Here is a 25,095-nt window from a genome sequence, read left to right on the forward strand (position 1 = left end):
ACCCCGCACCTCCGGCCGCGCATCACACACCAACCCCGTGTAAAAACGCCGCTCCCCCGACAACTGACTCATCACCTTCAAATGAGCCGCGTGCAGAACCGCCTTGGGTGACACCTCGTACGTCGAGGCCAGCCCGCGGATCCGTGGGTCGAGGTCCTGGTAGCTGAGCCGGTGCCGCAGCACGGCCCCGGGCGCCGCGGACTCGTCGCCCCAGCCCGCCGGTGGGGTGAACCGGACGTGGTCGGAGGTGACAGCCCGCCAGTACGCCTCGTCGGCCTCCGAGGCCAGCGCCGCCTGCTCGCCGGCGACGAAATCGGCGTACCGGACCGCGAACGGCTCCGGCGCCTCCGGTGCCATGCCGACACAGCGCCGCTCGTAGCAGCTGAGCAGCTCGGCCAGCAGGGTGTTCAGGTCCCAGCCGCCGGTCACCAGGTGGCTGATCGCCACGGTGAGCCACCATCCGCCGTCGGTGCCGACATGGGCGCTGACCCGCAGCAGCGGGGCGGGGTGCTCCGGGTCGAACGGCCGTGCCCGCTCGGCGTCGACGTAGCCGCGCAGGTGCGCCTCGGCCCGCTCCTCGTCGAGGCGCAGGATCCGTACGTCGACGGGGGCATGGGCGTGCACGAGTTGCAGCGGCACCGAGTAGGTGTGCTGGTCGAACGACGTACGCAGGGTCTCGTGCCGGGCGACGATATCGTGCACGGCCGCAGTGAGCGCCTCGCCCGAGAAGGACTGGCGACTGTGCACCCGGAAGCACCGGACGATGTGGTACAGCGACCGCGCCGGGTCCTTCTGGATCTCCACGAGCATGCCGAGTTGGACCTGGGCGATGGGGTAGGCGTCGGTGAGGCCGGCGGGCAGGGCAGCCCGGTCGGCGTCGTCGAGCAGCGCGAACGGTGCGACCGGCTGGAACTCCGGTGCGACCTCGGCGCTGTCCTTGGCCGCGAGGTGCGCGGCGAGCGCCGTCACGGTGCGGTGCACGAAGACGTCCCGGACGCCGACGGGGAAGCCCGCTCCCCGGAGCGCGCCAACCAGGGCGACTGCTCGCAGTGAGTCGCCGCCGAGGTCGAAGAAGCTGTCCACCACGCTGACGATGTCGAGGTTCAACACGCGTGCCCAGATCTCCGCGAGCTGCCGTTCCAGGTCGGTACGGGGAGCCACGTGCGCCCGGCCGGTCTCCCCGACGGACGCGGCCAGGGCGGCCCTGTCGACCTTGCCGTTGGCGTTCAGCGGAATGGACTCCACCACCACGAGGTCCGCCGGGATCATGTACTCCGGCAGTCGACTGGCACATTCCTGCCGCACCCGGGCGGCCAGGCCGGCGTCCGGTCCTTCCGGCACGTAGAAGGCGAGCAACCGCGCCTCTTCCGGATGGACCAGGGCGACGGTGTCGCGGACGCCGGCGACGGCGCCGATCACGGACTCGATCTCGCCCAGCTCGATCCGGTAACCGCGAACCTTCACCTGATGATCAACCCGGCCCACGAACTCGACAGCGCCATCGGCCAACCGACGAACCAGATCCCCCGTCCGATACAACCGCGACCCCGCCGACCCGAACGGATCAGGCACAAACCGATCCGCCGTCAAACCAGACTGACCCACATAACCCCGAGCAACACCCACACCACCAACGAACAACTCACCAACCACACCCACCGGCACCAGATTCATCCACGAATCAAGCACGAACATCCGCACACCCGGCAACGCCCGACCAATAGGCACCACCGGCAGGGTCTGCTCCACCCGCACCGGGAAAACACACGTCCCCACCGACGCCTCAGTCGGCCCATACTCATTGATCAAATTCCCCGGACCCAGAAGACCCAACCACCGATTAGCCAACGCCGCAGGCAAACCCTCACCCGCAACCACCACCACCGGCGCCAACCCAGCCAGCTGCTCATCCGAGAGCTGCCGACCCAAAATTTCCAAATGACCCGGCGTCAACTTCAAAAAACTAAACGGAGCAGCAGCCGACAACACCGACCCCAACTCCGCCAAATCCACATCCTGATCCACCATCAACACCCGCTGGCCCACCACCAACGGCGCCCACAAATTCGGCACCTGCAAATCAAAAGCAACCGACGAGAAAACAGCACACCCGCCCGAACCACGACCCGCCAAATCCACCGACGCCCAACGAACATGATTCGCCAAACCCCGATGCGTAACCTGCACACCCTTCGGCCGACCCGTCGAACCCGACGTGAAAATCACATACGCCAAATCATCCAAATCCACCACACCCGGCAGGACCACCGGCTGCTGCGACTCCACAGCCCGCTCGGCCACCAGCACCTCGACCCCGGACGGGAACCGATCCGCGTAGCGGGCCGACGTCACCACACGGGACACACCGGCATCCGCCAGGATCGAGCTGATCCGACCGGCCGGATACGACGGGTCTACAGGCACGAACGCCGCGCCCGTCTTCCACACCCCGAGCATCGCGGCCACCAGATCGACACCCCGATCCAGCAACACCGCCACGACCGAGCCACGGGATACGCCGGACGAGGCCAGCCACGACCCCAGCACCACAGCCCGCGCATCCAACTCCGCGAAGGGCACCCCATTGACGGCCTCGCACGACGGCACTGCCGTCACCCGCTGCTCGAACCACCCCAGCACCGATTCCGACAACGGCTCCACCGCGCCGTCGCCGTCGGCCAACAGCACCGACACCTCACCCGCCGGCAGGCACACCATCCGCGCGTCCCCGTGCGGGTCGGCCACCATGGCCTCCAGCACCGCCCGGTACATAGAGCCCAGGCGCAGGACGTTGGAGTAGCTGACGACGTGAGGGTCGCTGAGGATGCTGAGCGTGCCGTCCAGTGTGGAGACGTGCAGGTCGAACTCGCTGGACGCCTCGTAGACGGCGTCGTCGAAGCCGACCCGGTCGGTGTCGACCTGGGCGAAGTCGAGGTAGTTGAAGAGGATCTCGATGGGCCGGGCGCCGTCGGTGAACCGCTGCACCGACGGCAGCGGGTAGTGCCGGTGCGGCCACAGCTCCAACTCGGCGTCGAAGGTCTGTCGGATCAGCTCCGTCCAGGTGGCCGCCGGACCGCGGTGCACGATAGGCAACGTGTTCAGGTGCATGCCGTACACCTGGTCCGCGCCGGTCACCTCGGGCCGCCCGTGGCAGACCAGGCCGCTTGTGAAGACGGGCTCGACGGTGATCTGGCTCATCACCTTCAGGTGCGCGGCCAGCAGCACGCTCTTCAGTGCGGTGCCGGTGCTGCTTGCCAGCTCCCGGAGCCCGTCGAGCAGGTCGTGCAGCGGCACCCGGGTGCCGCACTGGAACTGGGGGTCGGAGTCGGGGGCACCCCAGCCGGCGGGCAGGGCGAACCGCGGGTGCTCGACGACGCCCCGCCAGTACGCCTCGTCCTCGGCGGACGTCAGCGCGGCCAGCTCCGCGGCCACGAAGTCGGCGTAGCGCACGGGCAGCGCGTCGACGGGCACCGGAGCGCCGGTGTCCCGTAGCCGCCGGTAGTTGTCCAGGATCTCCATCAGCAGGGAGTGGTGGCTCCAGCCTTCGAGGATGCCGTGCGACATGGTCAGCACGAACCACCAGGCGGTGCCCTCGCCGATCGCACCGGCGACGCGTATCTGCGGGACCTGGTCCGGCGCGAACGGGTTGGCCCGCTCGGCGGCCATGTAGGCGCTCATCCGGGCCTCGGTGTCCGGGCCGCGCAGGTCGAGTTCGGTCACCTCGATCGGCACCTCGGCGTGCACGAGTTGCAGCGGCACCGAGTAGCCGTTCAGGTCGAACGACGTACGCAGGATCTCGTGCCGGTCGACGACGGTCTGCACGGCACGGCGCAGCGCGTCGGGGACCAGCGGCTGCTCGTCGTGGATCGGGAAGGCCGAGACGTTGTGGTAGGTGTGCCGCTCGGTGTCGGTCATCGTCTTGACGAGCATCCCGAGCTGCACCTGGGCGATGGGGTAGGCGTCGCTGAGGCCGGCGGGCAGGGCGGCCCGGTCGGCGTCGTCGAGAAGCGCGAACGGTGCCACCGGCTGGAACGCGGGCGCGACCTCGGCGGCGTCCCCCGCCGACAGGTGCGCGGCGAGCGCGGCGACGGAGCGGTGCACGAAGACATCACGCACCGAGGCGGAGAAGCCCGCCGTACGCAGGGCGCCGACGAGAGCGATGGCGCTGATCGAGTGCCCGCCCAGGTCGAAGAAGCTGTCCACGACGCTTACCGTGTCGAGGTTCAACACGCGTGCCCAGATCTCCGCGAGCTGCCGTTCCAGGTCGGTACGCGGGTCCACGTGCACCCGGCCGCCACCGGTCACCGACGCCGCGAGAGCGGCCCTGTCGACCTTGCCGTTGGCGTTGAGCGGAATGGACTCCACCGCCACCAGGTCCGCCGGGGTCATGTACTCCGGCAGCCGGCTCGCGCATTCCTGCCGCACCCGGGCAGCCAGCTCGACGTCCGGGCCGTCGGGCACGTAGAACGCCAGCAGTCGCGACTCGTCGCCCTGCACCAGCGCCACCACATCACGCACGCCGGGCACCGCGCCGATGACCGACTCGATCTCACCCAACTCGATGCGGTAACCACGGACCTTCACCTGATGATCAACCCGGCCGACGAACTCCACCGCGCCATCGGCCAAGCGACGAACCAAATCCCCGGTCCGATACAACCGCGACCCCGCCGACCCGAACGGATCAGGCACGAAACGATCGGCCGTCAATCCCGACTGACCCACATAACCCCGCGCAACACCCACACCACCGACGAACAACTCGCCGACCACACCCACCGGCGCCAAATTCATGAACGAATCAAGCACGAACATCCGCATGCCCGGCAACGCCCGACCGATAGGCACCACCGGCAACGTCTGCTCCACCCGCACCGGGAAAACACACGTCCCCACCGACGCCTCAGTCGGCCCATACTCATTAATCAAATTCCCCGGACCCAAAATACCCAACCACCGATTAGCCAACGCCGCAGGCAAACCCTCACCCGCAACCACCACCACCGGCGCCAACCCCGCCAACAACTCATCCGAGAGCTGCCGACCCAAAATCTCCAAATGACCCGGCGTCAACTTCAAAAAACTAAACGGGCCAGCCGCCGCAAGCGTCTCCCCCAACTCCGCCAGGTCCAGGCCCTGATCAACCATGAACACCCGCTGACCCATCACCAACGGCGCCCACAGATTCGGCACCTGCAAATCAAAAGCAACCGACGAGAAAACGGCACACCCGCCAACACCACGACCCGCCAACTCCACCGAAGCCCAACGAACATGATTCGCCAAACCTCGATGCGTAACCTGCACGCCCTTCGGCCGACCCGTCGACCCCGACGTGAAAATCACATACGCCAAATCATCCAAATCCACCACACCGGGCAACACCACCGACTCCACCTGCGGTACAGACTCGACGGTCAGCACCTCAACGCCGTCGGGGCAGCGGTCCACGTGCCCCGAGGACGTCACAAGTACCGACGCGCCCGCATCGGCCAACATGGCCTCGACCCGGCCCACCGGATACGACGGGTCCACCGGCACGAACGCCGCCCCCGCCTTCCAGACACCCAGCAGCGCGGCCACCAGATCGACACTCCGATCCAGCAACACCCCCACCACCGAACCTCGACGGACACCCCGCGAGGCCAACAACGACCCCAACACCACCGCCCGCGCATCCAACTCGGCGAACGACACACCGTTCACCGCCTCGCCCGACGGCACCCGGGAAACCTGCTCCTCGAACCACTGCAGGACCGACCCCGACAGCGGCTCCACCACGCCGTCGCCGTCGACCAACACCACCGACACCTCACCCGCCGGCAGACACATCACCCGCGCGTCCCCGCCCGAGTCGGCCACCATCGCCTCCAGCACCACCCGGTACATCGCGCCGAGGCGGCGCAGGGCGTCGTGGCCGACGTTGCGTTGGCTGGCCTGGAGGGTGAGGAAGCCGAGCCGGCTGAACACGCCGAGCGGGAACTCGGTGGGACTGTCGTCGATGGACTCGGCGTAGTCGATGTCGTCGGTGTCGATCTGGTGGAAGTCGTGGAAGCTGAACCGCACGTCGAGCATGCGGGCGTCCTCGCCGACCTCGCGTTGCAGGGTGGACAGCGGGTAGCGCCGGTGCGGCCACAACGCCAGTTCGGCGGCGAAGGTCCGCTGGATCAGCTCCGACCAGGTGGCGGCCGGGCCGTCGTAGCCGACCGGCACGGTGTTGAGGTGCATGCCGTACACCCGGTCGGCACCGGCCGCCTCGGGGCGGATGTTGCAGACCAGCCCTGTGTAGAACCGATCGGCGCCGGTCAGCTGGCTCATCACCTTGAGGTGCGCGGCAAGCATCACCGACTTGAACGGCACACCGAGGCGCCGGGCCAGGTCCCGCAGCGAGGCTTCGAGGTCCTGCACCGGCACCCAGTGCTCGTGCTTGGCGCCCTCCGGCGCGTCGGGGTCACCCCAGCCGGTGGGCAGGTCGTGACGGACCCGTCCGGCCAGCACGCCACGCCAGAACTCCCGGTCCTCGTCGCCGGTGACCGACAGTCGTTCGGCAGCGACGGCGTCGGCGAACCGCACCGACGGGATCGGCTGCGGTGACGGCGGCTCTCCGGCACGGATCTGGTGGTAGGCGCGGACCAACTCCATGATCAGCGAGTGGTAGCTCCATCCGTCCAGGATCGGGTGGCACTCGGTGATGGTGAGCCACCAACTGCCGTCCGAGCAGGTACGGGCGTGCAGCCGCAGCAGCGACGGGCGATCGAGGTCGAACAGGTGGGCCCGCTCGACAGCGATGTGCTCGCGCAGCTCCCGGTCCAGCTCGGCCCGCTCGGTGGTGAACGTGTGGTCGTGCGTGACGGTCAGCTCGGCGGTGGCGTGCACCAACTGCATCGGCACCGAATAGCTGGTCAGGTCGAAGGAGGTACGCAGCACCTCGTGGCGACGAACCAGCAGCGCCGCGGCGGCGCGCAGCGCCTCAAGGGAGAACTCCCCTTCGCCGCGGACCCGGTAGCTGGTCACGTTGTGGTAGGGGTTCTGCTCGGTGTCGGACAGCAGCTCGACAAGCATGCCGAGCTGTCCCTGGGTGCACGGGTAGGCGTCCACCACACCGGCGGGCAGCACGGCCCGGTCCGCCTCGCCGACCAGCTCGAACGGGGCGACGGTCGGCTCCGGCTCGGTGGCGGGCCGCGCGGTGAGCAGTTCGGCCAGTTCGGCGACGGTACGCCGCTCGAAGATGTCCCGGACCTCCACGTCGAAGTGCGCCGCCCGCAGCGCGCCGGCCAGCGCCACGGCGCGGATGGAGTCACCACCGAGGTCGAAGAAGCCGTCCTGTACGCCCACCCGGTCCAGCCCGAGCGTGGCGGTCCAGACGTCGGCGAGCTGCTGTTCCACTGTGGTACGCGGAGCCACGTACGGCCTGTCGACGGCGACCACCGAACGGCCCGGGGCGGGCAGCGCGGCCTGGTCGAGCTTGCCGTTGACGGTGAGCGGGATCCGGGGCAGCGGCATGAACGCCGCCGGGACCATGTAGTCCGGCAGCGTCCGACCCAGCGCCGCGCGCAGCTGCGAGGGGCGCAGCAGCGTCGAGGTGTCATCGGCCACCAGGTACGCGGTGAGCCGCTGGTCGCCCGGGGTGTCCTCGCGCAGCACCACCACCGCGTCCCGGACGCCGGGCAGGACGGTCAGGGCCGCCTCGATCTCGCCCAACTCCACCCGGTAACCACGGATCTTGACCTGGTGGTCGATGCGTCCGACGAACTCCAGCCCTCCGTCGGCGTGCCGTCGGGCGAGGTCGCCGCTGCGGTAGAGCCGCGAACCGGCAGGCCCCCACGGGTTCGGCACGAACCGCTGCGCGGTCAGGTCGGCACGACCCAGGTAGCCGCGGGCGACACCCGGGCCGCCCACGTGGATCTCGCCGGGCACGCCGATCGGCACCGGCCGACCGTCGGCGTCGAGCAGGTGGACCGTGAGGTCCGACAGGGGTACGCCGATCCGGCTGGCAGCACCGCCCACCTCGGCGGCGACGATCCGGTGGTACGTGGTGTGCACGGTGGTCTCGGTGATCCCGTACATGTTGATCAGTTGTGGCGTGTCCACGCCACGGCTGGCCACCCACGGCGCCAGCTCGGCGAAGTCCAGTTTCTCGCCGCCGAAGGTCACCACCCGCAGGGCGAGCTGGTCCACCCGGGGGTCGCCCTTGGCCGCCAGTCCGACCAGGGCGCGGAACGCCGTGGGCGTCTGGCAGAGCACAGTGACCCGCTGTGCGATCAGCTCGTCGAGCAGCTCCTGCGGGGACCGGGCCAGCGCCCGCGGCACCACAAGCAGGCGACCGCTGTGCAGCAGGCAGCCCCAGATCTCCCAGACCGAGAAGTCGAAGGCGTACGAGTGCAGCAGCGTCCACACGTCGTCGGTGCCGAACCGGTAGTCGCCGGCGGTGACTGTCAGCAGCCGCAGCACCTGCCGGTGGGCCACCGCCACGCCCTTGGGCCGGCCGGTGGAGCCCGAGGTGTAGATGACGTAGCAGAGGTTGTCCACGTCCATCGGCACTGCCGGGTCGGTGGCCGGCTGGGCTGCCAGTTCCGTGGCGAAATCCGGGGCGTCCAACAGCACGACGGTTCCGTCGAAGTCGGCGAAGCGGTCACTGTGGGCGGTGGTGGTCAGCACGATCGCCGCGCCGGCATCGCTGATCATGAAGTCGAGGCGTTCGTCCGGCGAGGCCGGGTCGAGGGGCAGGTACGCCGCACCGGACTTGAGCACGCCGAGCAGGGCCGGAACCAGTTCGGGGCCGTGGTCGAGGTGGACCCCGACCAGCCGCTCCGGGCCGGCGCCGTGGCCGCGCAGCCAGTGGGCGAGCCGGTTGGCGTCGGCGTTCAGCTCGGCGTACCCACTGGTGGTGTCGCCTACCGTCAGCGCCGCCGCGTCGGGGTGGGCGGCAGCGACCGCCTCGAAGACGCCGTGCACGGTGCCGGTGACCGGGTCGGCGGTGACCGGCCCCTGAGTCACCACTGCCAGCTCGGCGGGGCCGAGGATGGCCAGGTCGGAGAGTCGGGCCGTCGGGTCGGCCGCCACCTGTCGCAGGAGCCGCACCAGGTGGTCGGCGGCACGCTCGACGGTGGCCGTGTCGAACAGGGCGGTGGCGTACTCGATGCGACCGCGCAGTCCGCCGTCGGCGCCCTCCATCATGTGCAGGGTCAGGTCCACCTTGGACGACCGCAGGGGCAGCTCGACAGGTTCCACGTTCAGGTCGCCGGGCCAGTCGATGGCGGGCGGCTCGGACTGGAGGGTGAACGCGACCTGGTAGAGCGGCGTGCGGGAGAGATCACGCTCCGGTTCCAGCTCGTCGGCAAGCAGGGCGAACGGGGCGTCGGTGTGGTCGAACGCGCCAAGCACCGTGTTCCGGGTCTGCTCCAGCAGGGCGGCGAACGACGGGTCGCCACTCCAGCGTGCGCGCAGCACCAGGTTGTCGATGCCGTACCCGACGAGGTTGTGCAGCTCGACGCGGCTGCGCGCGGACGACACAGTGCCCACGGCGAGGTCGGTCCTGCCTGTGTAGCGCGACAGCAGCAGCTGGTAGGCGCTGAGCAGCGTCACGAACACCGTGGTGCCGGCGTCGCGGGCGACGCCACGCAGCGCGGCGGAGAGTTCGGCGGTAAGGGTGAACGGCACCGACGAGCCGCGCCAGTCCCGGTTCTTCGGCCGGGTCCGGTCGGCCGGCAGCTCCACAGGCGTCAGCCCCGCGAGTTGGTCGCGCCAGTAGTCCAGCGAGCGGGCCACCGCCTCAGCGCGCAGTCGGCCGCGCTGCCAGGCGGCGAAGTCGGCGAACTGGACGGCGGGCACCGGCAACCAGGGCTCGACGCCGGCCCGGAAGGCGGCGTACAGCTCGGCCAGCTCACCGGTGAGTACAGCGAGGGACGGCGCGTCGCAGGCGATGTGGTGCAGCGCCAGGGCGAGGACGTGCTCGTCGGTGTCCAGCCGGACCAGCACGGCCCGCACGGGCCAGTCCTCGGCCAGGTCGAACCCGGTGAGCGCGGCGTCGGCGAGCACCGCGTCGAGCGCTGCCTCCCGCTCGGTGCCCGGTCGGTCGGTCAGGTCCACCACCGGCAGGTCGAGGCTCGCCGGAGGGTCGATCACCTGGATCGGAGCGGTGCCGGCGAGGGCGTAGCGGGTGCGGAGGATCTCGTGCCGGGCGACCAGGGCGTCGAGGGCACGGCCCAGCACGCCGGCGTCCAGCTGCCCGCGCAGCCGCAGCGCGCAGGAGACCAGGAACTCGGCGCTCGTGGGGTCCATCCGGTTGAGGAACCACATCTGCTGCTGGCCGTACGACAACGGCAGCTCCCCCGACCGGTCGACGGTCGGGATCCGGTCCCGGCGGCCGGTACGGCGGCCCGCCAGCCGACGCTGGACGAGTTCTTCACGCAGGTTCGGCTCGTTGGCGATGCTCGTCATGCCGGGTACTCCTCGGATCGCGAAAGGTCGTGGGTGAGGTCGGCTGCGTCCAGCGCGTCGACCTCCGCTCGGATCAGGTCTTCGATGGCGATCGCCTGGGCGCGCACCGTGGGGTGCTCGAACGCCAGCCGGATCGGCAGGTCGAGGTCGAACTCCTCCTGCAACCCGGCGATCAGCCGGGCGGCGAGCACCGAATGCCCGCCCAGGAGGAAGAAGTCGGTTGTCGCGCCGATCCGCCCGTCGAGCAGTTCCGCCCAGATCGCGGCCACCCGCTTCTCGACAACTGTCTGCGGTGCGACGAACTCGGTGGGGTCGGCGATGCCGTCGGCGAGTGCCGCGTCGAGCCTGCCGCGCAGGGCGTCCCGGTCCACCTTGCCGTTGGCGTTGAGCGGGATCCGCTCCACGGGCACGAACAGGCTCGGCACCATGAAGTCGGGCAACTGCCGGGCGCAGTACGCGGCCAGGTCGGTGGCCTCGCCGATGTAGAAGGCGACCAGGCGGTCCTGGTGGGCGAGGACCACGCAGTCGCGTACCCGGGGATGCTTGGCGACGACGGCGCTGATCTCGCCGGGTTCGATCCGGTAGCCGCGGACCTTGACCTGGTCGTCGACGCGACCGACGAAGGCCATCGTGCCGTCGGGCCGCCAGTGGCCCCGGTCGCCGCTGCGGTAGAGGCGGGTGCCCGGCGGGCCGTAGGGGTCGGGCACGAAGCGTTCGGCGGTCAGCCCTGGCCGCCCGAGATAGCCGGTGGCCAGGCAGGCGCCACCGATGTACAGCTCCCCGACGGCGCCGACCGGCAGCAGCCGCATCTCGTCGTCCAGGATCCGCACCACTGTGTTCGCCATCGGTCGGCCGATCGACACGATCTCGCTGGTCTGCGGCTCCACCACGGGATACGCCGACATGATCACGGTGGTTTCGGTAGGGCCGTAGGAGTTGATCAGGCCGCCGGGACCGAGCATGTCGAGCCACTGGTTCGCCACCGACCGGCGCAGCACCCCACCTGCCACCCAGAGCTGACCGGCGAGCCGCTGCGCCCGCGAGGCGTCGACCTGAGTGGCCAGCAACTCCAGGTGCGGAGGCGTCATGATGAAGCGGTCGTACGGCCCGGCGGCCAGCAGCAGAGCGCCGAGCTGGGTCAGGTCGAACTCCTGCGGCAGCAGGGTCACCGGCTGCCCGGCCACCAGCGGCCCCCAGAGGTTGGAGATCGACAGGTCGAAGGCGATTGTGGAGAAGAGCGGCGCCCCACCGCCGGCCGGGCGGCCTCCCCGGTCGCCGAGCGCCTCGGTCTCGGTGGCGCAGGCCAGGAAGTTCGTGACCGCCGCGTGGGAGAGCAGCACCCCCTTGGGGCGGCCTGTCGATCCGGAGGTGAACAGCACGTACGCCGTGTGCGCCGGGTCGAGGTCGCGAGCCGGCGCCGTGGGCGGTTCGGCGCTGACCATCAGCCGGTGGGTGTCCACCTGGAGGGTGGGCACTGCGAACCGGTCGGCGAACCGCGAGTCGGTGACGGCGAGGCCGACGCCCGCGGTGTCGAGCAGGTAGTCGATGCGCTCGGCCGGATACGAGGGGTCCAGCGGAAGGCAGGCGGCACCCGCCTTCCAGCAGCCGAGGATCGCGGCCACCAGGTCGGGGCCCCGCGCCAGTAGTACGGCCACTGTCGCGCCCGGTGCCACGCTGGACCGGCGCAGGTGGTTGGCGAAGCGGTTGGCCCTGTCGTCCAACTCGGCGTAGCTGGTGCACGCATCGCCGTGGCGCAGGGCCACTGCCTGCGGTGCCGCCGCGCGACGCGCCTCGAACAGGTCGACAACTGTGGTGGCCGGACGGGGCACAGTCGGCCCGTTCCATCCGTGCAGCAACTGGTGCCGTTCCTCGGCCGAGAACGGGTCGAGTTCGTCCAGGCGGGCGTCCGGCTCGTCGGCGGCGGCGCCCAGCAGCCGGACGAAGTGGTCGGCGAACCGTCGCACCGTGGCTTCGTCGAACAGCGCTGTGGCGTACTCCACGGCTCCGGCGAGTGACCCGTCCGGCTGCGGCCACAGGTGCACTGTCAGGTCGGTCTTGGCCACTGTGGACGCCTGCCGTAGCGCGTCGATCGTGAGCGGGTCGTCGGCCATCCGGCCGGTGATCCCGCCCTCCTGGTAGTTCAGCGCCACCTGGTAGAGCGGGGTACGGGAGAGGTCCCGCTCACCGACCAGGTCGTACACCACACGGTCGAAGGGCAGGTCCTGGTGGGCCAGAGCCGCGACGGTCCGGTTGCGGACCTCCCGGACGGCCCGCGTGAAGCCGGACGCCGGGTCCAGGGTGCAGCGCAGCACCACCGGATTGAGGAAGATCCCGGCGATCTGGTCCAGTTCGGCGGGCCGGTGCCCCGAGGTGGGCGTACCGATCGGCACGTCCCACTGCCCTGTGTAGCGGGCGAGAACCGTGGCGAAGCCGGTGAGCAGTGTCATGAACGGGCTTGCCGCGCAGCGCCGACCCACATCGGTCAGAGCGCCGGCGACGTCCGCCGTGATGGTGAAGCCGAGCATGCTGCCCTGCGCGTCCCGCTGGGCCGGGCGCGGACGGTCAAGCGGCAGCTCCAGCTGGGGCACCTCGGCCAGCGCCTCCCGCCAGTACGCCAACTCCCGCCCGACGACCTCGTCGGTGAGGTGCCGCTGCTGCCAGACCGCGTAGTCGGCGTACTGCACCGGCAGGTCCGGCAGGTCCGCCGGCCGTCCCTGCGCCGCGGCGGCGCACAACTCCCGCAGGTCCCGTTCGAGGACGTCGGCGGTGCCGGCGTCGGACGCGATGTGGTGGACGGCCAGCACCAGCAGGTGATCGCGGCCGGTGGCGACGGCGAGTCCGGCCCGCCACAGCGGTCCGGTGTGCAGGTCGAAGCCCCGGCCGAGCTGTTCGGTGATCAGTTCGGCCAACCCGCCGTGGCTGACGTCGCGGACGTCCAGGTCGACGGTCCCCGGCGCCACGACCTGCTGGCGGGCCACGCCGTCGACCACCAGATAGCGGGTACGCAGCGGCTCGTGCCGTACCTCCAGCGCGTGCAGGGCCGCCCGGACGTGGTCGGGGTGTGTGGTGGCGGGCAGCCGTACGTGCACGGGGACGACCCATTCCTTGCTGCCCGGGTCGAGCTGGTCGAGCATCCAGAGCCGGTGCTGGGCGGCGGACAGTGGCAGGGGCCTGTCGCGCCCCACCGGCAGCACCGGCGGGGTCGCCGGGGTGGCCGCCTCCAGCAGCCGGGCCTGCGCGGAGACTGTCGTGTGGGTGAGCAGGTCGCGCAGCGTCACAGTGCCGCCAGCCGCGCTGAGTTGGCTCTCCAGCGTCAGCGTCACAAGTGAGGAGCCGCCGAGCTGGTAGAAGTCGTCGTCGACGCCGACCTGGTCGACGCCGAGCAGATCCCGCCAGATGGCCGCGACAGTGTGTTCGGCTGCCGTCCGCGGCGCCCGGAGCGCCGGTCGGTCGAGAGTGTCGATCGCCGGCAGGGCGGACCTGTCGATCTTGCCGCTGGCGGTGAGCGGGAACTCCGCCACCGGCTGGAACACGGCAGGCACCAGCGCCTCGGGCAGCCGGCCGACGCAGAACGCCCGCAGGGTCGCCGGGTCGAGTGACCGCCGACCGGCGACGTACGCGGCGAGCTGCCGGCGACCGGCCGGGTCGGTGTGCCCCACCACCACCGCCGCCTGGACGTCCGGGTGGGCGGCGAGCACCGCCTCCACCTCGGCCGGCTCGATCCGTACGCCGTTGACCTTGAGTTGGTGATCGACCCGACCGACGAACTCAAGGCTCCGGTCAGCGCGCCACCGGACCTGGTCACCGGTGCGGTAGAGGCGGGCGCCGGGCGGCCCGTACTCGTCGGGCACGAACCGATCGGCGGTCAGGTCCGGGCGGTGCAGATAGCCCCGGCCCAGGTTGGCCCCACCGATGTAGAGCTCGCCCACCACACCCACCGGCACCGGCCGCCGGTCGGCGCCGAGCACCTGGACGCGTACGCCGGGCAGTGGCCGGCCGATCGGCACCGGCCCGGCCGGCTGCGTCGTGTCCACCGGGTGTGCTGTCACGTCGATGGCGCACTCGGTGGGGCCGTACGTGTTCCACACCCGCACGTCGGGTGTGACGGTCAGCCGCCGGCACAGGTCGGCGTGCAACGGCTCCCCGGCCGAGAAGACTAGCCGCAGACTTGTGCAGTCCGCCCAGCCCGGCTGGTCAACGAGCCGGGCGAACACCGAGGGCACTCCCTGCAGGACGGTGATCCGGTGCCGGACGACCGCCGCGACCAGGGCGGCCGGGTCCCGGTGCGCCCCGTCCGGTGCGAGCACCACTGTGCCGCCGCTGGCCAGCGGGGCGAAGAATTCCCAGCCCGCCGCGTCGAAACTGACCGACGTCTTCTGCAACACCCGGTCGCCGGGGCCCAGGTCGTGCTCCCGGATCGTCCACGTCACCCGGTTGCCGATGCCACGGTGGGTGATCAACACTCCCTTGGGGTGGCCTGTCGACCCGGAGGTGTAGATGGCGTACGCCACCGAGTCCGGGTCAGGTGACGGCATCGCGGCGGTGTCCGGGCAGGCCGCGATCCGCGCCCGGTCGGTGTCCAGGCACACCACCCGGTCCGGCGTCGCCTCGTCGCGCAGCGCGTCGCGGGTGAGCAGCACCCCGGCCCCGCTGTCGGCGAGGAGACGCCGCCGCCGCTCGGCGGGGTGGGTCGGGTCCAGCGGCAGGTACGCGGCACCGGCACGCCACACTCCCAGCAGCGCGACCACGAGGTCGACGCCGCGGTCCAGGTTGACAGCGACAAGCGATTCCGGGTCGACGCCCTGCTCGGCCAGGTACCGACCGAGTTGGTTGGCCCGCCGGTCCAGGCCGGCGTAGTCCAGTCGCTCGGTGTCGCCGCTCACCGCGATGGCGGTGGGGGTCAGCGCGGCCTGCCGGGCGATCAGCTCGGACAGGGTGCCCGCCCCCTGGATGGTGGCTGCGGCTGCTGGCGCCGCAGGCGGAACGATACTCATGGTGCTCCTCCGGGGGACCGGGCGCGGACGTGGGATCGGATCAGTTGTCAGGCCGTGGCCTGGGACTCCATGCGCTGACGCAGGCTCAGCGGCCGCATGTCGGTCCAGATCTCGCCGATCCGGGCCAGGCATTCGTCGCGGGTGCCCTCGGTGCCCTCGGCACGCCACCCGGCGGGCAGGTCCCGGTCGGTCCACCAGACCGAGTACTGCTCCTCGTCGTTGAGCACCACGCGGTAGCTGCGGTTGTCGGTCATTGCCACTCCTTCGGGGATCAGGCGGACGCCACGGCGGCGTCCACCACGGGTAGGAAGTCGTCGACGCGTACGCCCAGGCCCCGCCGTTCGGCGGTGGCGCGGACGTGCTCGGCGAGCGCGAGGTCCAGCACGCCGAGGCCGAACGGGGACACCACTACCGGTACGTCGTCCACGGGCAGCCGCGTCTGGCCGCCGGCCAGCGCGCCGATGGTGGCGTGGATGAAGTCCCGGCCGCCGGTGAGCTGCTCGGCCAACTGCAACGAGGTGCCCTCGCGGCAGGCGTGGTCGGCGTCGTCGACCACGTTGCGTGCGGCCAGCAGACCCTCGGGGAGCAGGTCACGCAGGGACAGGTGCAGCACGACCGCGCCGGGCTGGCAGGCGGCCAGGTCGATGTGGGGTTCGGTGGCGGTGGTGGCGATCGAGGTGAGCCGGTGCGCGGCCAACGCCTCCTCGGCGGTCCCGGCCAGTGTCGTCGGCGTACCCGGCAGCAGGGTTCGGGCGGTCTCGGCGAAGGCTCCGGCCCGGCGCCTGTCGGTGTCGAACAACGTCAGCGCCGGCGGCGGGGCGACGGTGGCCGCCACGAACCGCAGCACCTGCTGGTTGATCAGACCGCAGCCGATCAGGGCCAGGCCGTCCGGGCGGCAGTGCGCGGTGAGCAGGCCGGCAGCGAGCGCAGCGCTCGCCGCGGTACGCCGGGCCGAGATGACCGACCCCTCGATCAGGGCCACCGGGTGGCCGGTGCGCATCGAGTTCAGCAGGATGGCCGCGCTGGCCCGCTCCAGCCCGGAGGCCAGGTTGCCGGGGAACGAGGAGATCCATTTGATGCCGCTCACCGGTGGGTCGGCGCCGAGGTAGGCGGGCAGGCCGATGATGCGGTCGCGGTGCCGCTGGGGGAAGCGCAGGAAGACCGAGTGCGGCAGGCTCGTGCGGCCCTGCTCGTGCAGCAGGTACGCGTTCCGGACCAGATCCACCGCCCGGGCGTCGTCGCCGTCGAGGATGTCCCGCACCACAGCCCTACCGATGATCAGCACGTAGCGTCCTTCCACAGGTGGGTGATCTCCCCGAAGTGCCCGGACACCCATTGATCGGAATAGATCGTGTCGAGGTAGCGGTCGCCGTTGTCGGGCAGGATCAGCACGGCGGTGGCACCGGCAGGGATGTCGGCCATCCGTCGGCGCAACGCGGACACGGTGGCGCCGGAGGACCCGCCGGCCAGGATGGCCTCCCGGTGCAGCAGCAACCGGCAGCCGACCACGCAGTCCAGGTCGGAGACGTGCATGATCTCGTCAGGGGTGGCGTCGACGGCCAGGGGCGGCACGACCGAGGCGCCGTGCCCGGGGATCAACCGGGTCGCCGGTTCGTCGCCGAAGATGGCGCTGCCCACCGCGTCCACCGCCACCACACGTGTGGACAGGCCGTGGTCGCGCAGGTAGCCGACGCAGCCGACGAGCGTGCCGCAGGTGCCGGTGGAACAGAACAGATAGTCGATCCGCCCGTCGAGCGCCGTCACGATCTCGGCCATCGTCTGCCGCTGTGCGGCGGCGTTGAGCGGATTGGCGTACTGGTCCGGGCGGTAGGCGTGCGGGACCTGCTCGCACAGCTCGCGGACACGGCGCTGCCGCGCCGGCAGGTACTCGCCGCTGACCGGGTCGGGGTGTTCGACCATCTCGATCTCCGCGTGGTACGCGGTCAGGATCGCGAGGTTCTGCCGGGTGGTCTTCGGGTCGACCACGCAGATGAACCGGATCGCGTAGTACGCGCAGAACTGGGCCAGGCCGATGGCCAGGTTGCCCGAGCTGGACTCGACGACCACCGATCGGCCGGGCACCAGCTCCCCGGATTCGACCTTGGCGCGCAGCATGCTCAGCGCGGTGCGGTCCTTGATGCTGCCGCCGGGATTGAAGCGTTCGAGCTTGACGAACAACCGGGAGGGGAACTCCGGAAACAACCGGACCAGCTGTACCAGCGGTGTGTTCCCGACCGTCGAGAGGATGCCCTCGCGCACCGTTCCTCCCTCCACAAGTGACCTATCAATGCCAGGGACGTTGTCAATCAGCGCTATACCGCCCCTATACCTGTGCGTCGGGCGGCCATTTCGAGCCTGGATCCGGCCGGCGACGGGGGTCGCGCCGGCCGGATCCGGCCCGTGCGGCGGGCGTGTCGGCCCTGCGGCACGGGGGAACCGCAGGCCGCGCCGCACGGGTCTATCGGGTGCCGAGCGCCAGCAGTTCGCGCAGTTCCGCCTGGTCGACCATCGGTGCCAGGGACGCCACCGTCTCCGGCGCCGTGCAGGCCACCCGCAGCATCTGGAGGAAGTGCCCGGACAGCCGCCGCACGGTCGCCTCGTCGAACAGGTCGGTGTCGTAGCCGAACTCCGCCTGGAGCCGGCCGTCCTGGTACTGGGTGAGGGTCGCCGACAGGTCGAACTGCCCCTCGTCGTACGGGATGTCCAGCAGCCGGATCTGGTGCCCGGCGAACGCGTGCCGCTGGTTGGTGTAGTTGTCGCCGTGCTGGTGGGCCAGCAGGGTGACTGTCACCCGCACCGGCGGTTCCTGGTTCCGCCGGCCCGATCGGAGCAGCGGGAACGGGTAGGCGGCATGGGTCACGGCGTCGGTCAACTGTCGGCTCGCCGCGCTGATCGCCGTCGCGAACGTGGTGTCCGCGTCGAACGACCCGCGCAGCGCGATCGTGTTGATCAACATGCCGACCACCCCGCGCAGCGCCCGTCCCCGACGCAGCGTGGCCGGACAGCCGACGGTGAGCTCCCCCAGCCCTGTGTAGCGGTACATCGTCGCCTGGAACGCGGCGAGCACGACGGCGTACGGCGTCACACCGGCCGCCGCTGCGGTGTCCCGCAGCCGGCCGGCGAGGTCGTCCGGGAGTTCCTGACTGAACGCGCCGCCACGGAACGAGCGCACCGGCGGACGGGGCCGATCGGTCGGCAGGGTTGCCGCCGTGGCACCGTCGCAGACCTGCTCCCAGTAGGCGCGCAACCGCTCACCCCGCTCGCCGGTCAGCGCCGCCCGTTCCCGGGCCAGGAAGTCGTCGTAGCTGCCGGAGACCGGCGGCAACTCCACCGGTCGCCCGGCCTGCAACGCCCCGTACGCGGCGTCCAACTCCTGCCAGACGATCCGCTGCGAGTGGAAGTCGGTGGCGATGTGATGGATCACCACCACCAGCACGCAGTCGGTGCGTCGCCGCAGCAACACGACCCGCATCGGACCGTCCTGCGCCAGCCGTAGCGGCTGGTCGCCGAACTCCTGGCAGCGGCGCAACAGCCCGTCGTCGTCCAGATCGGGAACGTCGTGGACCTCGACTTCGCACCCGAGGTCGGGATCGACGACCCGCACCGGCCCCTGCTCCGTCTGCACGAAGCGGGACCGGAGCATGTCGTGCCGTGCTCGCACCGCCGCCAACGACCGGCGTACCAGGTCGGGGTCGAGCGCCGGTTCGACGTGCAGCCCGTGGACCACGTTGCTGGCCGGGCTGTCCGGGGCCAGCCGGTGGACAAGCCACAGCGCTCGCTGTCCAACCGACAGTTCCCGGACGTCCTCGGTCACCCCGCGGACCTGGCGGAGAGCACGAAGTCACTGAGGTCCTGGACCTTGGTGAAGCTGCCGACCAGCTCGTCCGGCACCTCGATGTCGAAGTGGGTCTCCACGGCGGCGAGCAGGTCGACGAGCTTGAGGCTGTCCAGCCCGAGGTCGACGAACGTGTCGCTGGCGTTGATCTCCCGGTCGGCGTCCTCGGTCATCAGCTTGCGGGTGAGCGACACGACGTCGATGGACACCTGGTTCACGGTCACCGTCATGGTGCTTGTCCTTTCGTAGGAAGGGGATCTTGATCGAAGTGGGTCAGGGCATCCGGATGATCTGACCGGCGTAGGCGAGTCCCGCACCGAAGCCCAGGAGCATCACGCGGTCGCCGGGGCTGGTCCGGCCGCTCTCGTGCAGCCGGCTGAGCGCCAGCGGCACCGACGCGGCAGAGGTGTTTCCGGTGTCGATGATGTCCTTGGCGACCTTCTCGTCCGGGATCTGGAGGATCTCGGCCAACTGGTCGACGATGCGGAGGTTCGCCTGGTGCGGCACGAACCAGTCGATGTCCGACAGCTCGATGCCGGCGAAGGCGCACACCTTGCGGGCCACCCTCGGCACGTTCTTCGTCGACCAGCGGTAGACCAGCGGGCCGTCCATCTTGGCGAACTCGCGGCCGGTGGCGTCCCACTTGGTGCCGAGGATGTCGGCCCGCGAGCCGTCGCTGCCCCACACTGTCGGGCTGATCCCGTCGATCTCCGACGGGGAGACCACAGCGGCACCCGCACCGTCGCCGAAGATGACGTACGTTGCCGGGTCCTCCGGGTCGATGAAGCGGCTCAGTTGTTCGGCCCCGACGACGAGCACGTTGCGGGCGCTGCCCATCCGGATCTCGTTGGACGCGAGCCCGATCGAGTAGGCGAAGCCGGCGCAGGCGGCGTTCAGGTCGAACGCCCCGGTGGCGGTGATACCGATGCGGCTGGCCACCTCGGGCGCCCCGCCCGGGATGCGGTCCTTCTTCGTCGCCGAGGCGAGGATGACAAGGTCCACCTCGGACGGGTCGATGTTGGCCATTGCCAACGCCTTGCCGCCGGCCTCGGCGGCCATCATCGTCACGGATTCCTCCGGCCCAGACCGGTAGCGCGACCGGATGCCGGTCCGCTCCTCGATCCACTCCGGAGTCACGCCGGCCTCCCCGGCGATCTCCTCGTTGGTGATCAGTCTGCTCGGCCGGTACGCCCCGAGCCCGGTGATTGCCGCACCTGTCATCTGTGCCATCGCCTCCTCCGCACCACGCCTGCTCGGCGTCCTGGTGACACCGTCCGGAGGCAGTGTTCGGCGGGGCTCTCATAACTTCTCTACATCGCGCCCGGTATGGAAAAGAGATAGCCCGGCCCCGGACCGTACGGCGAATGTGTGTCGCCGCAGGCTGGCACGCCGATTCCGAGGGAGCACGCATGGAGGAGTTCCGAGGCAGGGTCGCGGTCGTCACCGGTGCCGGTTCGGGCATCGGCCGGGCGCTGGCGGTCGAGCTGGCCGTGCAGGGCGCCCGGCTGGCCCTCTCCGACGCGGCGGAGGAAGGTCTCGCGCAGACCGCGGCGCTCTGCGCCGCGCGGGGGGCCGAGGTCCGTACCTACCGGCTTGACGTCACCGACAGGCTGGCGATGCAGAACCACGCCAAGGAGGTACGCGCCGACTTCGGCGGCGCCGACCTGGTGATCAACAACGCCGGGGTGACCCTGCTCGCCTCGATCACCGAGGCCAGCTGGGACGACATGCGGTGGGTGCTGGACGTCGACTTCTGGGGCGTCGTCAACGGCACCCAGGCGTTCCTGCCACTGCTCGTCACCGCCCGGGGCCACCTGGTCAACATCTCCAGCATGTACGGGTTGACAGCGGCGCCGGCGCAGAGCGCGTACAACGCGGCCAAGTTCGCCGTCCGGGGCTTCACCGAGGCTGTGTTGCAGGAGATGCGGGTCGGCGACGTGCCGGTGCGCATCAGCTGCGTCTACCCGGGCAAGGTGCGGACCGACATCTTCAGCAACGCCCGGGCGGCGAAAGGGCTCGGCTACGGCGGGGTTCGGGAGCGCTACGCCCGGGAGGCGACGACCTCGGCCGAGCAGGCCGCGCGGCTCATCCTGCGCGGCGTCCGACGCAACCGGGTGAAGATCGTCGTCGGTTCGGATGCCCGCCGGGCCGACCTGCTCACCCGGCTGCTCGGCACTGTCTACTCCCGCTTCACCGCGCGCGCGGTCCGGACGCAGGCGAGCCAGGTCCGCCTGGAGGCCATGCGGACCCGGCTCGCGGCGCAGCGGGTCAGAACGTCAGACCACCGTCAACTGTGACGACCTGGCCGGTCAGGTAGGAGGCCCGCTCCGAGAGCAGGAACGTCACCACCGGGGCGATCTCCTCCGCCTGGCCGAGCCGGCCGAGAGCGGTCCGCTGCTGGACGCCCACGGCCAGCCCGGCCGGCAGGTCGTTCAGCATGTCGGTCTCGATGAACCCCGGCGCCAGGGTGTTGACCCGGATCCCGTACGGGCCGACCTCCTTCGCCAGCGCCTTGGTGAAGCCGATGATGCCGGCCTTCGAGGCCGAGTAGTTGGTCTGACCCGGGCTGCCGGTGATGCCGGCCACCGAGGAGACCGTGACGATGGCGCCGCCACGACGCCGCATCATCTTGCGGATCGACGCCCGGCACACGTTGTAGACACCGCCGAGGTTGACGTCGATCACCGCTTGCCAGTCCTCGTCGGCCATCATCGCCACCGGACGGTCGCGGATGATCCCGGCCACGGTCACCAAAGCGGCGATCTCGCCCAGGTCCCGCTCCACGCCGTTGACGAACTCGCGCACCTGCGCGGCATCGGCGACGTTCACCTGCCGGGCCAGCACCCGGGCACCGGTCTCCAGCACCTCCGCGGCCACCTTCTCGGCGGCCTCCCTGTTGCTCTGGTAGCAGAAGGCCACGTCGTACCCGTCTGCGGCGAGCTGCCGGACCACGGCCCGGCCGATCCCTCGGGATCCGCCACTGACCAGGGCGACCGGTCGTCGGTTCTCACTCATGTCGACTCCTTGACGTCGGAGACCCCGGCCAGGACGGCGGGGCGAAGCGCAGCCGCCGGGCGCACCGCGCCGACCAGGCGACCGACCTGCATGACCACCTCGGTGCCGACCACGCTCTCGCCCCGGACGAAACCGGTGTCGGCGATCAGCCGGATCAGCTCGACCCGGTGCTCGACCGTCTCGCCCGGCAGCACCGGCCGGCCGAAGCGGATCCCCTCGAAGGCGCCCGCGATGGGCACCCCGTCGGTCAGCACGTCGGGCATCGGCCGGTCGTGCCTGATCAGCACCAGCGCGGCCTGGCCCCAGGACTCCAACAGCAGCACGGCTGGCAGCGGACGGGGCCCGGTCACCGTGTAGCTGCCGACCAGCCGGCGCCGGGGCACGATGTCGCTGACCCGGTCGACAAGGAGCATCGGCGGTCGGTGCGGGATGAGCCGTCGAATGTCGTCGCGGTCGAGCATCACGGGGTTCCTTCCTGGTAACGCAACACCACCTCGGCGGCCGGTACGCCGGACACGGCGACCGTGCCCCGGCGTATCGGGCCGTCGCACCGGATGGTGATGACAAGCTCGTCGTCGAGGTCGATCGTTCGGAGGAACCGGCAGGACACCAGCTCGGCGAGGATCTCCGCCGGCATCGCCGCGAGGACGGCGCGGTGCACGTACTCGACGATGTAGACACCGGGCAGCAGGGGGAATCCGGGATAGTGCCCGGCGAAGACCGGGTCGTCCCGGTCGGGCCGGACTCGACCGACGATCTCGTCCCCGCTCGCGTGGTCGAGGTCGATCCGCGCAGTGGTCGCGCACTCGGGCGGAATCAGGATGGTCACCCACCGACCGTGCCCGTACCGGCTATATCTTCTCCATACGCCGTGAGCACGACGGACCCGCCGGGGATCCGCAGGCGCGGCTATGCCGACGGCGCCGACCCGGCGGTCACCATGCGGTGGTCCGACGGGTCGGCCTTCTCCCGCGCGAAGACCCGCACCAGGTCGTGGAAGCGGTGTCGTTGCCGCCGGCCGCCGTCCGAGCCCGCGATCTCCAGCAGCCGGGCGTCGACAAGGCTCTCGGCCACCTCGTCCCCCACCCGGGGCGTCACGCCGAGCACCCGGGCGGCGGCTCCGATCGGGAAGTCGGCAGTGTCCAGCAGGGCGAGCCGGCGCAGCGCGACCTGACTTTCGGCCTCCAGCTCCTGGTAGCTGCCCTCGATGCGGGCCCGCACGTCAAGCGTCCCCAACCGCAGCTCGTTGAGGCGGAACCGCTCGTCGGCCAGCCGCTGCGCGAGATAGCGCAGGGACCAGTGCGGTCGGGCGATGAGCCGCGCCGCGGCCACCCGGATGCCTATCGACAGCCTCCCGCACAGTTGCACGATCCGGTGTGCGGCGCCGGGCTCGGCGGCCACCCGTGACGAGCCGACGATCGTGGCGAACAGCTCCAGCGCCTGCGCCGGGTCGAGGATGCCCACCTCGACGCGGGTGACGCCGGGCAGCTCGGAGAGGCGTCCACGACAGGTCAGGATCACCCGGCAGGACGGATCGCCGGGCAGCAGCGGGCGCACCTGCTGATAGTTGGCGGAGTTGTCGAGCACCACCAAAACCCGACGGCCCGCCAACTGGCTGCGGTACAGGCACTCGCGTTCGTCGAGGCGCCTCGGTATGGCCTCCTCGGCGTTGCCGAGGCTCCGGAGGAACCAGCCCAGCACGTCGCCCGGTTCGGTGGCGTTGCCCCGGGTGCCGCCGAGGTCGGCGTAGAGCTGCCCGTCCGGGAAGTCGTCGCGGCACAGGTGCGCGGCCCGCAGCGCCAGCGACGACTTTCCGACGCCTGCCATCCCGGTCAGCAGCGTCCGCTGTGGAGCGGGCGGCGACGTCTCGGCGAGCAGCCCGGCAAGCTGGCGCAGCTCCTGTTCCCGGCCACAGAAGTCGTGCGCCCCGGGCGGCAGCATCCCCGGGCGGACGTCGCGCCAGCCCGGCCCGGCTCGCGGTGCGACAGCGACGTCGGGCGTCCCGGGGCGGGCCAGCACCATCTGGTACGCCTCGGCCAGCGCCGGCCCCGGATCGGCGCCCAACTCGTCGGCGAGCACCCGCCGGCCCTCGTGGTAGACGGCCAACGCGTCGGCCTGGCGGTCACAGCGCAGCAGTGCGGTGATCAAGTGGCTGCGCAGCTGCTCGTGCAGTGGCTGCGCGGCGACCAGGTCGCTCAGCTCCACCACCAGGCCGGCCTGCCGGCCCAGCATGAGGTCGGCCGCGATGCGGTCCTCCAGGACCGCCATCCGCACCTCGGTCATCCGGGGCGACTCCGCCTCGACGAGGTGGTCGGTGACGTTGGCGAGCGTCGTTCCGCCCCACAGCGCCAGCGCCTCGTGGAGGTTCTGCGCGGCCTCCTCGTGCCGGCCGGAGCGCACTGCGTCCCGGCCCAGCCCGGCCAGCCGCTCGAACTCGTCGATGTCGAGGCGGCTGTCCCCCGTCCGCAGCAGGTAACCGGACCACTGCCGGACGATCTCCACCTCGTCCCCGAGATACTTCCGCAGCCGGGAGACGTAGTTGTAGAGCTGGGCGGCGAACGTCGTCGGCGGGTTTTCGTCCCACAGCAGCTGGCAGAGCCGGGTGTCGGAGACGATCCGCCCTCGGGCGAGCAGCAGGACGGCAAGCACGGTGCGCTGCTTGGCGCCGTCCAGCGGGACCTCGACGCCGTTACGCCAGGCACTCACCGGCCCCAGTACGCGAAACTCCACAGTTGCTCCGATCGGGTCAGCCCATCGAATAGTCGGAGAGTCGACCACCGCCGCACGTCGACGCATCTGTGCCGACCACCC

The 25,095-nt window shown here is 70.7% G+C and carries 13 protein-coding genes; 1 reads left to right on the plus strand and 12 read right to left on the minus strand.

All coding sequences use genetic code 11. The features are described 5' to 3' along the window. From ADK66_RS14235 to ADK66_RS14270, 8 genes are all read right to left on the minus strand, one after another. A partial coding sequence (locus tag ADK66_RS14235) for a non-ribosomal peptide synthetase (protein ID WP_157552471.1) occupies positions 1 to 10,440 on the minus strand: 10,440 nt, incomplete at its 3' end. Continuing rightward, entirely contained in the window at positions 10,437 to 15,434 is a 4,998-nt protein-coding gene (locus ADK66_RS14240; RefSeq protein WP_053655526.1) for a non-ribosomal peptide synthetase, read from the minus strand. The genes ADK66_RS14240 and ADK66_RS14235, both read right to left, overlap by 4 nt. Positions 15,435 to 15,481: 47 nt before the next feature. Beyond that, positions 15,482 to 15,688, minus strand: a complete 207-nt coding sequence (locus tag ADK66_RS14245) for an MbtH family NRPS accessory protein (protein ID WP_053655527.1) — start codon at positions 15,686 to 15,688, stop codon at positions 15,482 to 15,484. 17 nt (positions 15,689 to 15,705) lie between these two features. After that, positions 15,706 to 16,719: a 2,3-diaminopropionate biosynthesis protein SbnB gene (gene sbnB, locus ADK66_RS14250; protein ID WP_053655528.1), complete on the minus strand. Its 1,014-nt coding sequence runs from the start codon at positions 16,717 to 16,719 to the stop codon at positions 15,706 to 15,708. After that, positions 16,713 to 17,681, minus strand: coding sequence for a 2,3-diaminopropionate biosynthesis protein SbnA (gene sbnA, locus ADK66_RS14255; RefSeq protein WP_369814795.1), 969 nt, complete (start codon positions 17,679 to 17,681; stop codon positions 16,713 to 16,715). Before sbnA ends, sbnB begins: the two co-directional genes overlap by 7 nt. Positions 17,682 to 17,892: 211 nt before the next feature. After that, a complete protein-coding gene (locus tag ADK66_RS14260; protein WP_053655530.1) occupies positions 17,893 to 19,248 on the minus strand; it encodes a condensation domain-containing protein in 1,356 nt (451 codons plus the stop codon). After that, positions 19,245 to 19,499 (minus strand): acyl carrier protein, encoded by a 255-nt coding sequence (locus ADK66_RS14265; RefSeq protein WP_053655531.1) that lies wholly within the window; start codon positions 19,497 to 19,499, stop codon positions 19,245 to 19,247. The genes ADK66_RS14260 and ADK66_RS14265 overlap by 4 nt, the downstream gene beginning before the upstream one ends. 43 nt (positions 19,500 to 19,542) lie before the next feature. Next, positions 19,543 to 20,499 (minus strand): beta-ketoacyl-ACP synthase III, encoded by a 957-nt coding sequence (locus ADK66_RS14270; RefSeq protein WP_053655532.1) that lies wholly within the window; start codon positions 20,497 to 20,499, stop codon positions 19,543 to 19,545. Positions 20,500 to 20,678: 179 nt separating this feature from the next. Here ADK66_RS14270 and ADK66_RS14275 point away from each other — a divergent pair, with 179 nt between their 5' ends. After that, positions 20,679 to 21,566, plus strand: a complete 888-nt coding sequence (locus ADK66_RS14275; RefSeq protein ID WP_082377444.1) for an SDR family oxidoreductase — start codon at positions 20,679 to 20,681, stop codon at positions 21,564 to 21,566. Here the strand turns inward: ADK66_RS14275 and fabG are convergent. From fabG to ADK66_RS14295, 4 genes are all read right to left on the minus strand, one after another. Further along, on the minus strand, positions 21,538 to 22,284 hold the full coding sequence (gene fabG / locus ADK66_RS14280; RefSeq protein ID WP_053655533.1) for a 3-oxoacyl-ACP reductase FabG: 747 nt from the start codon (positions 22,282 to 22,284) through the stop codon (positions 21,538 to 21,540). The two genes, ADK66_RS14275 and fabG, sit on opposite strands and share 29 nt — an antisense overlap. Further along, positions 22,281 to 22,745: a 3-hydroxyacyl-ACP dehydratase FabZ family protein gene (locus tag ADK66_RS14285; protein WP_157552474.1), complete on the minus strand. Its 465-nt coding sequence runs from the start codon at positions 22,743 to 22,745 to the stop codon at positions 22,281 to 22,283. The genes fabG and ADK66_RS14285 overlap by 4 nt, the downstream gene beginning before the upstream one ends. Next, positions 22,745 to 23,113, minus strand: a complete 369-nt coding sequence (locus tag ADK66_RS14290) for a hypothetical protein (protein ID WP_053655535.1) — start codon at positions 23,111 to 23,113, stop codon at positions 22,745 to 22,747. Before ADK66_RS14290 ends, ADK66_RS14285 begins: the two co-directional genes overlap by 1 nt. 80 nt (positions 23,114 to 23,193) lie before the next feature. Then, positions 23,194 to 25,014, minus strand: a complete 1,821-nt coding sequence (locus ADK66_RS14295; RefSeq protein WP_053655536.1) for a BTAD domain-containing putative transcriptional regulator — start codon at positions 25,012 to 25,014, stop codon at positions 23,194 to 23,196. Between the last annotated feature and the right edge of the window lie 81 nt (positions 25,015 to 25,095).

It is taken from the genome of Micromonospora sp. NRRL B-16802 (genome assembly GCF_001279555.1).
GTDB classification, from domain to species: domain Bacteria; phylum Actinomycetota; class Actinomycetes; order Mycobacteriales; family Micromonosporaceae; genus Micromonospora; species Micromonospora profundi.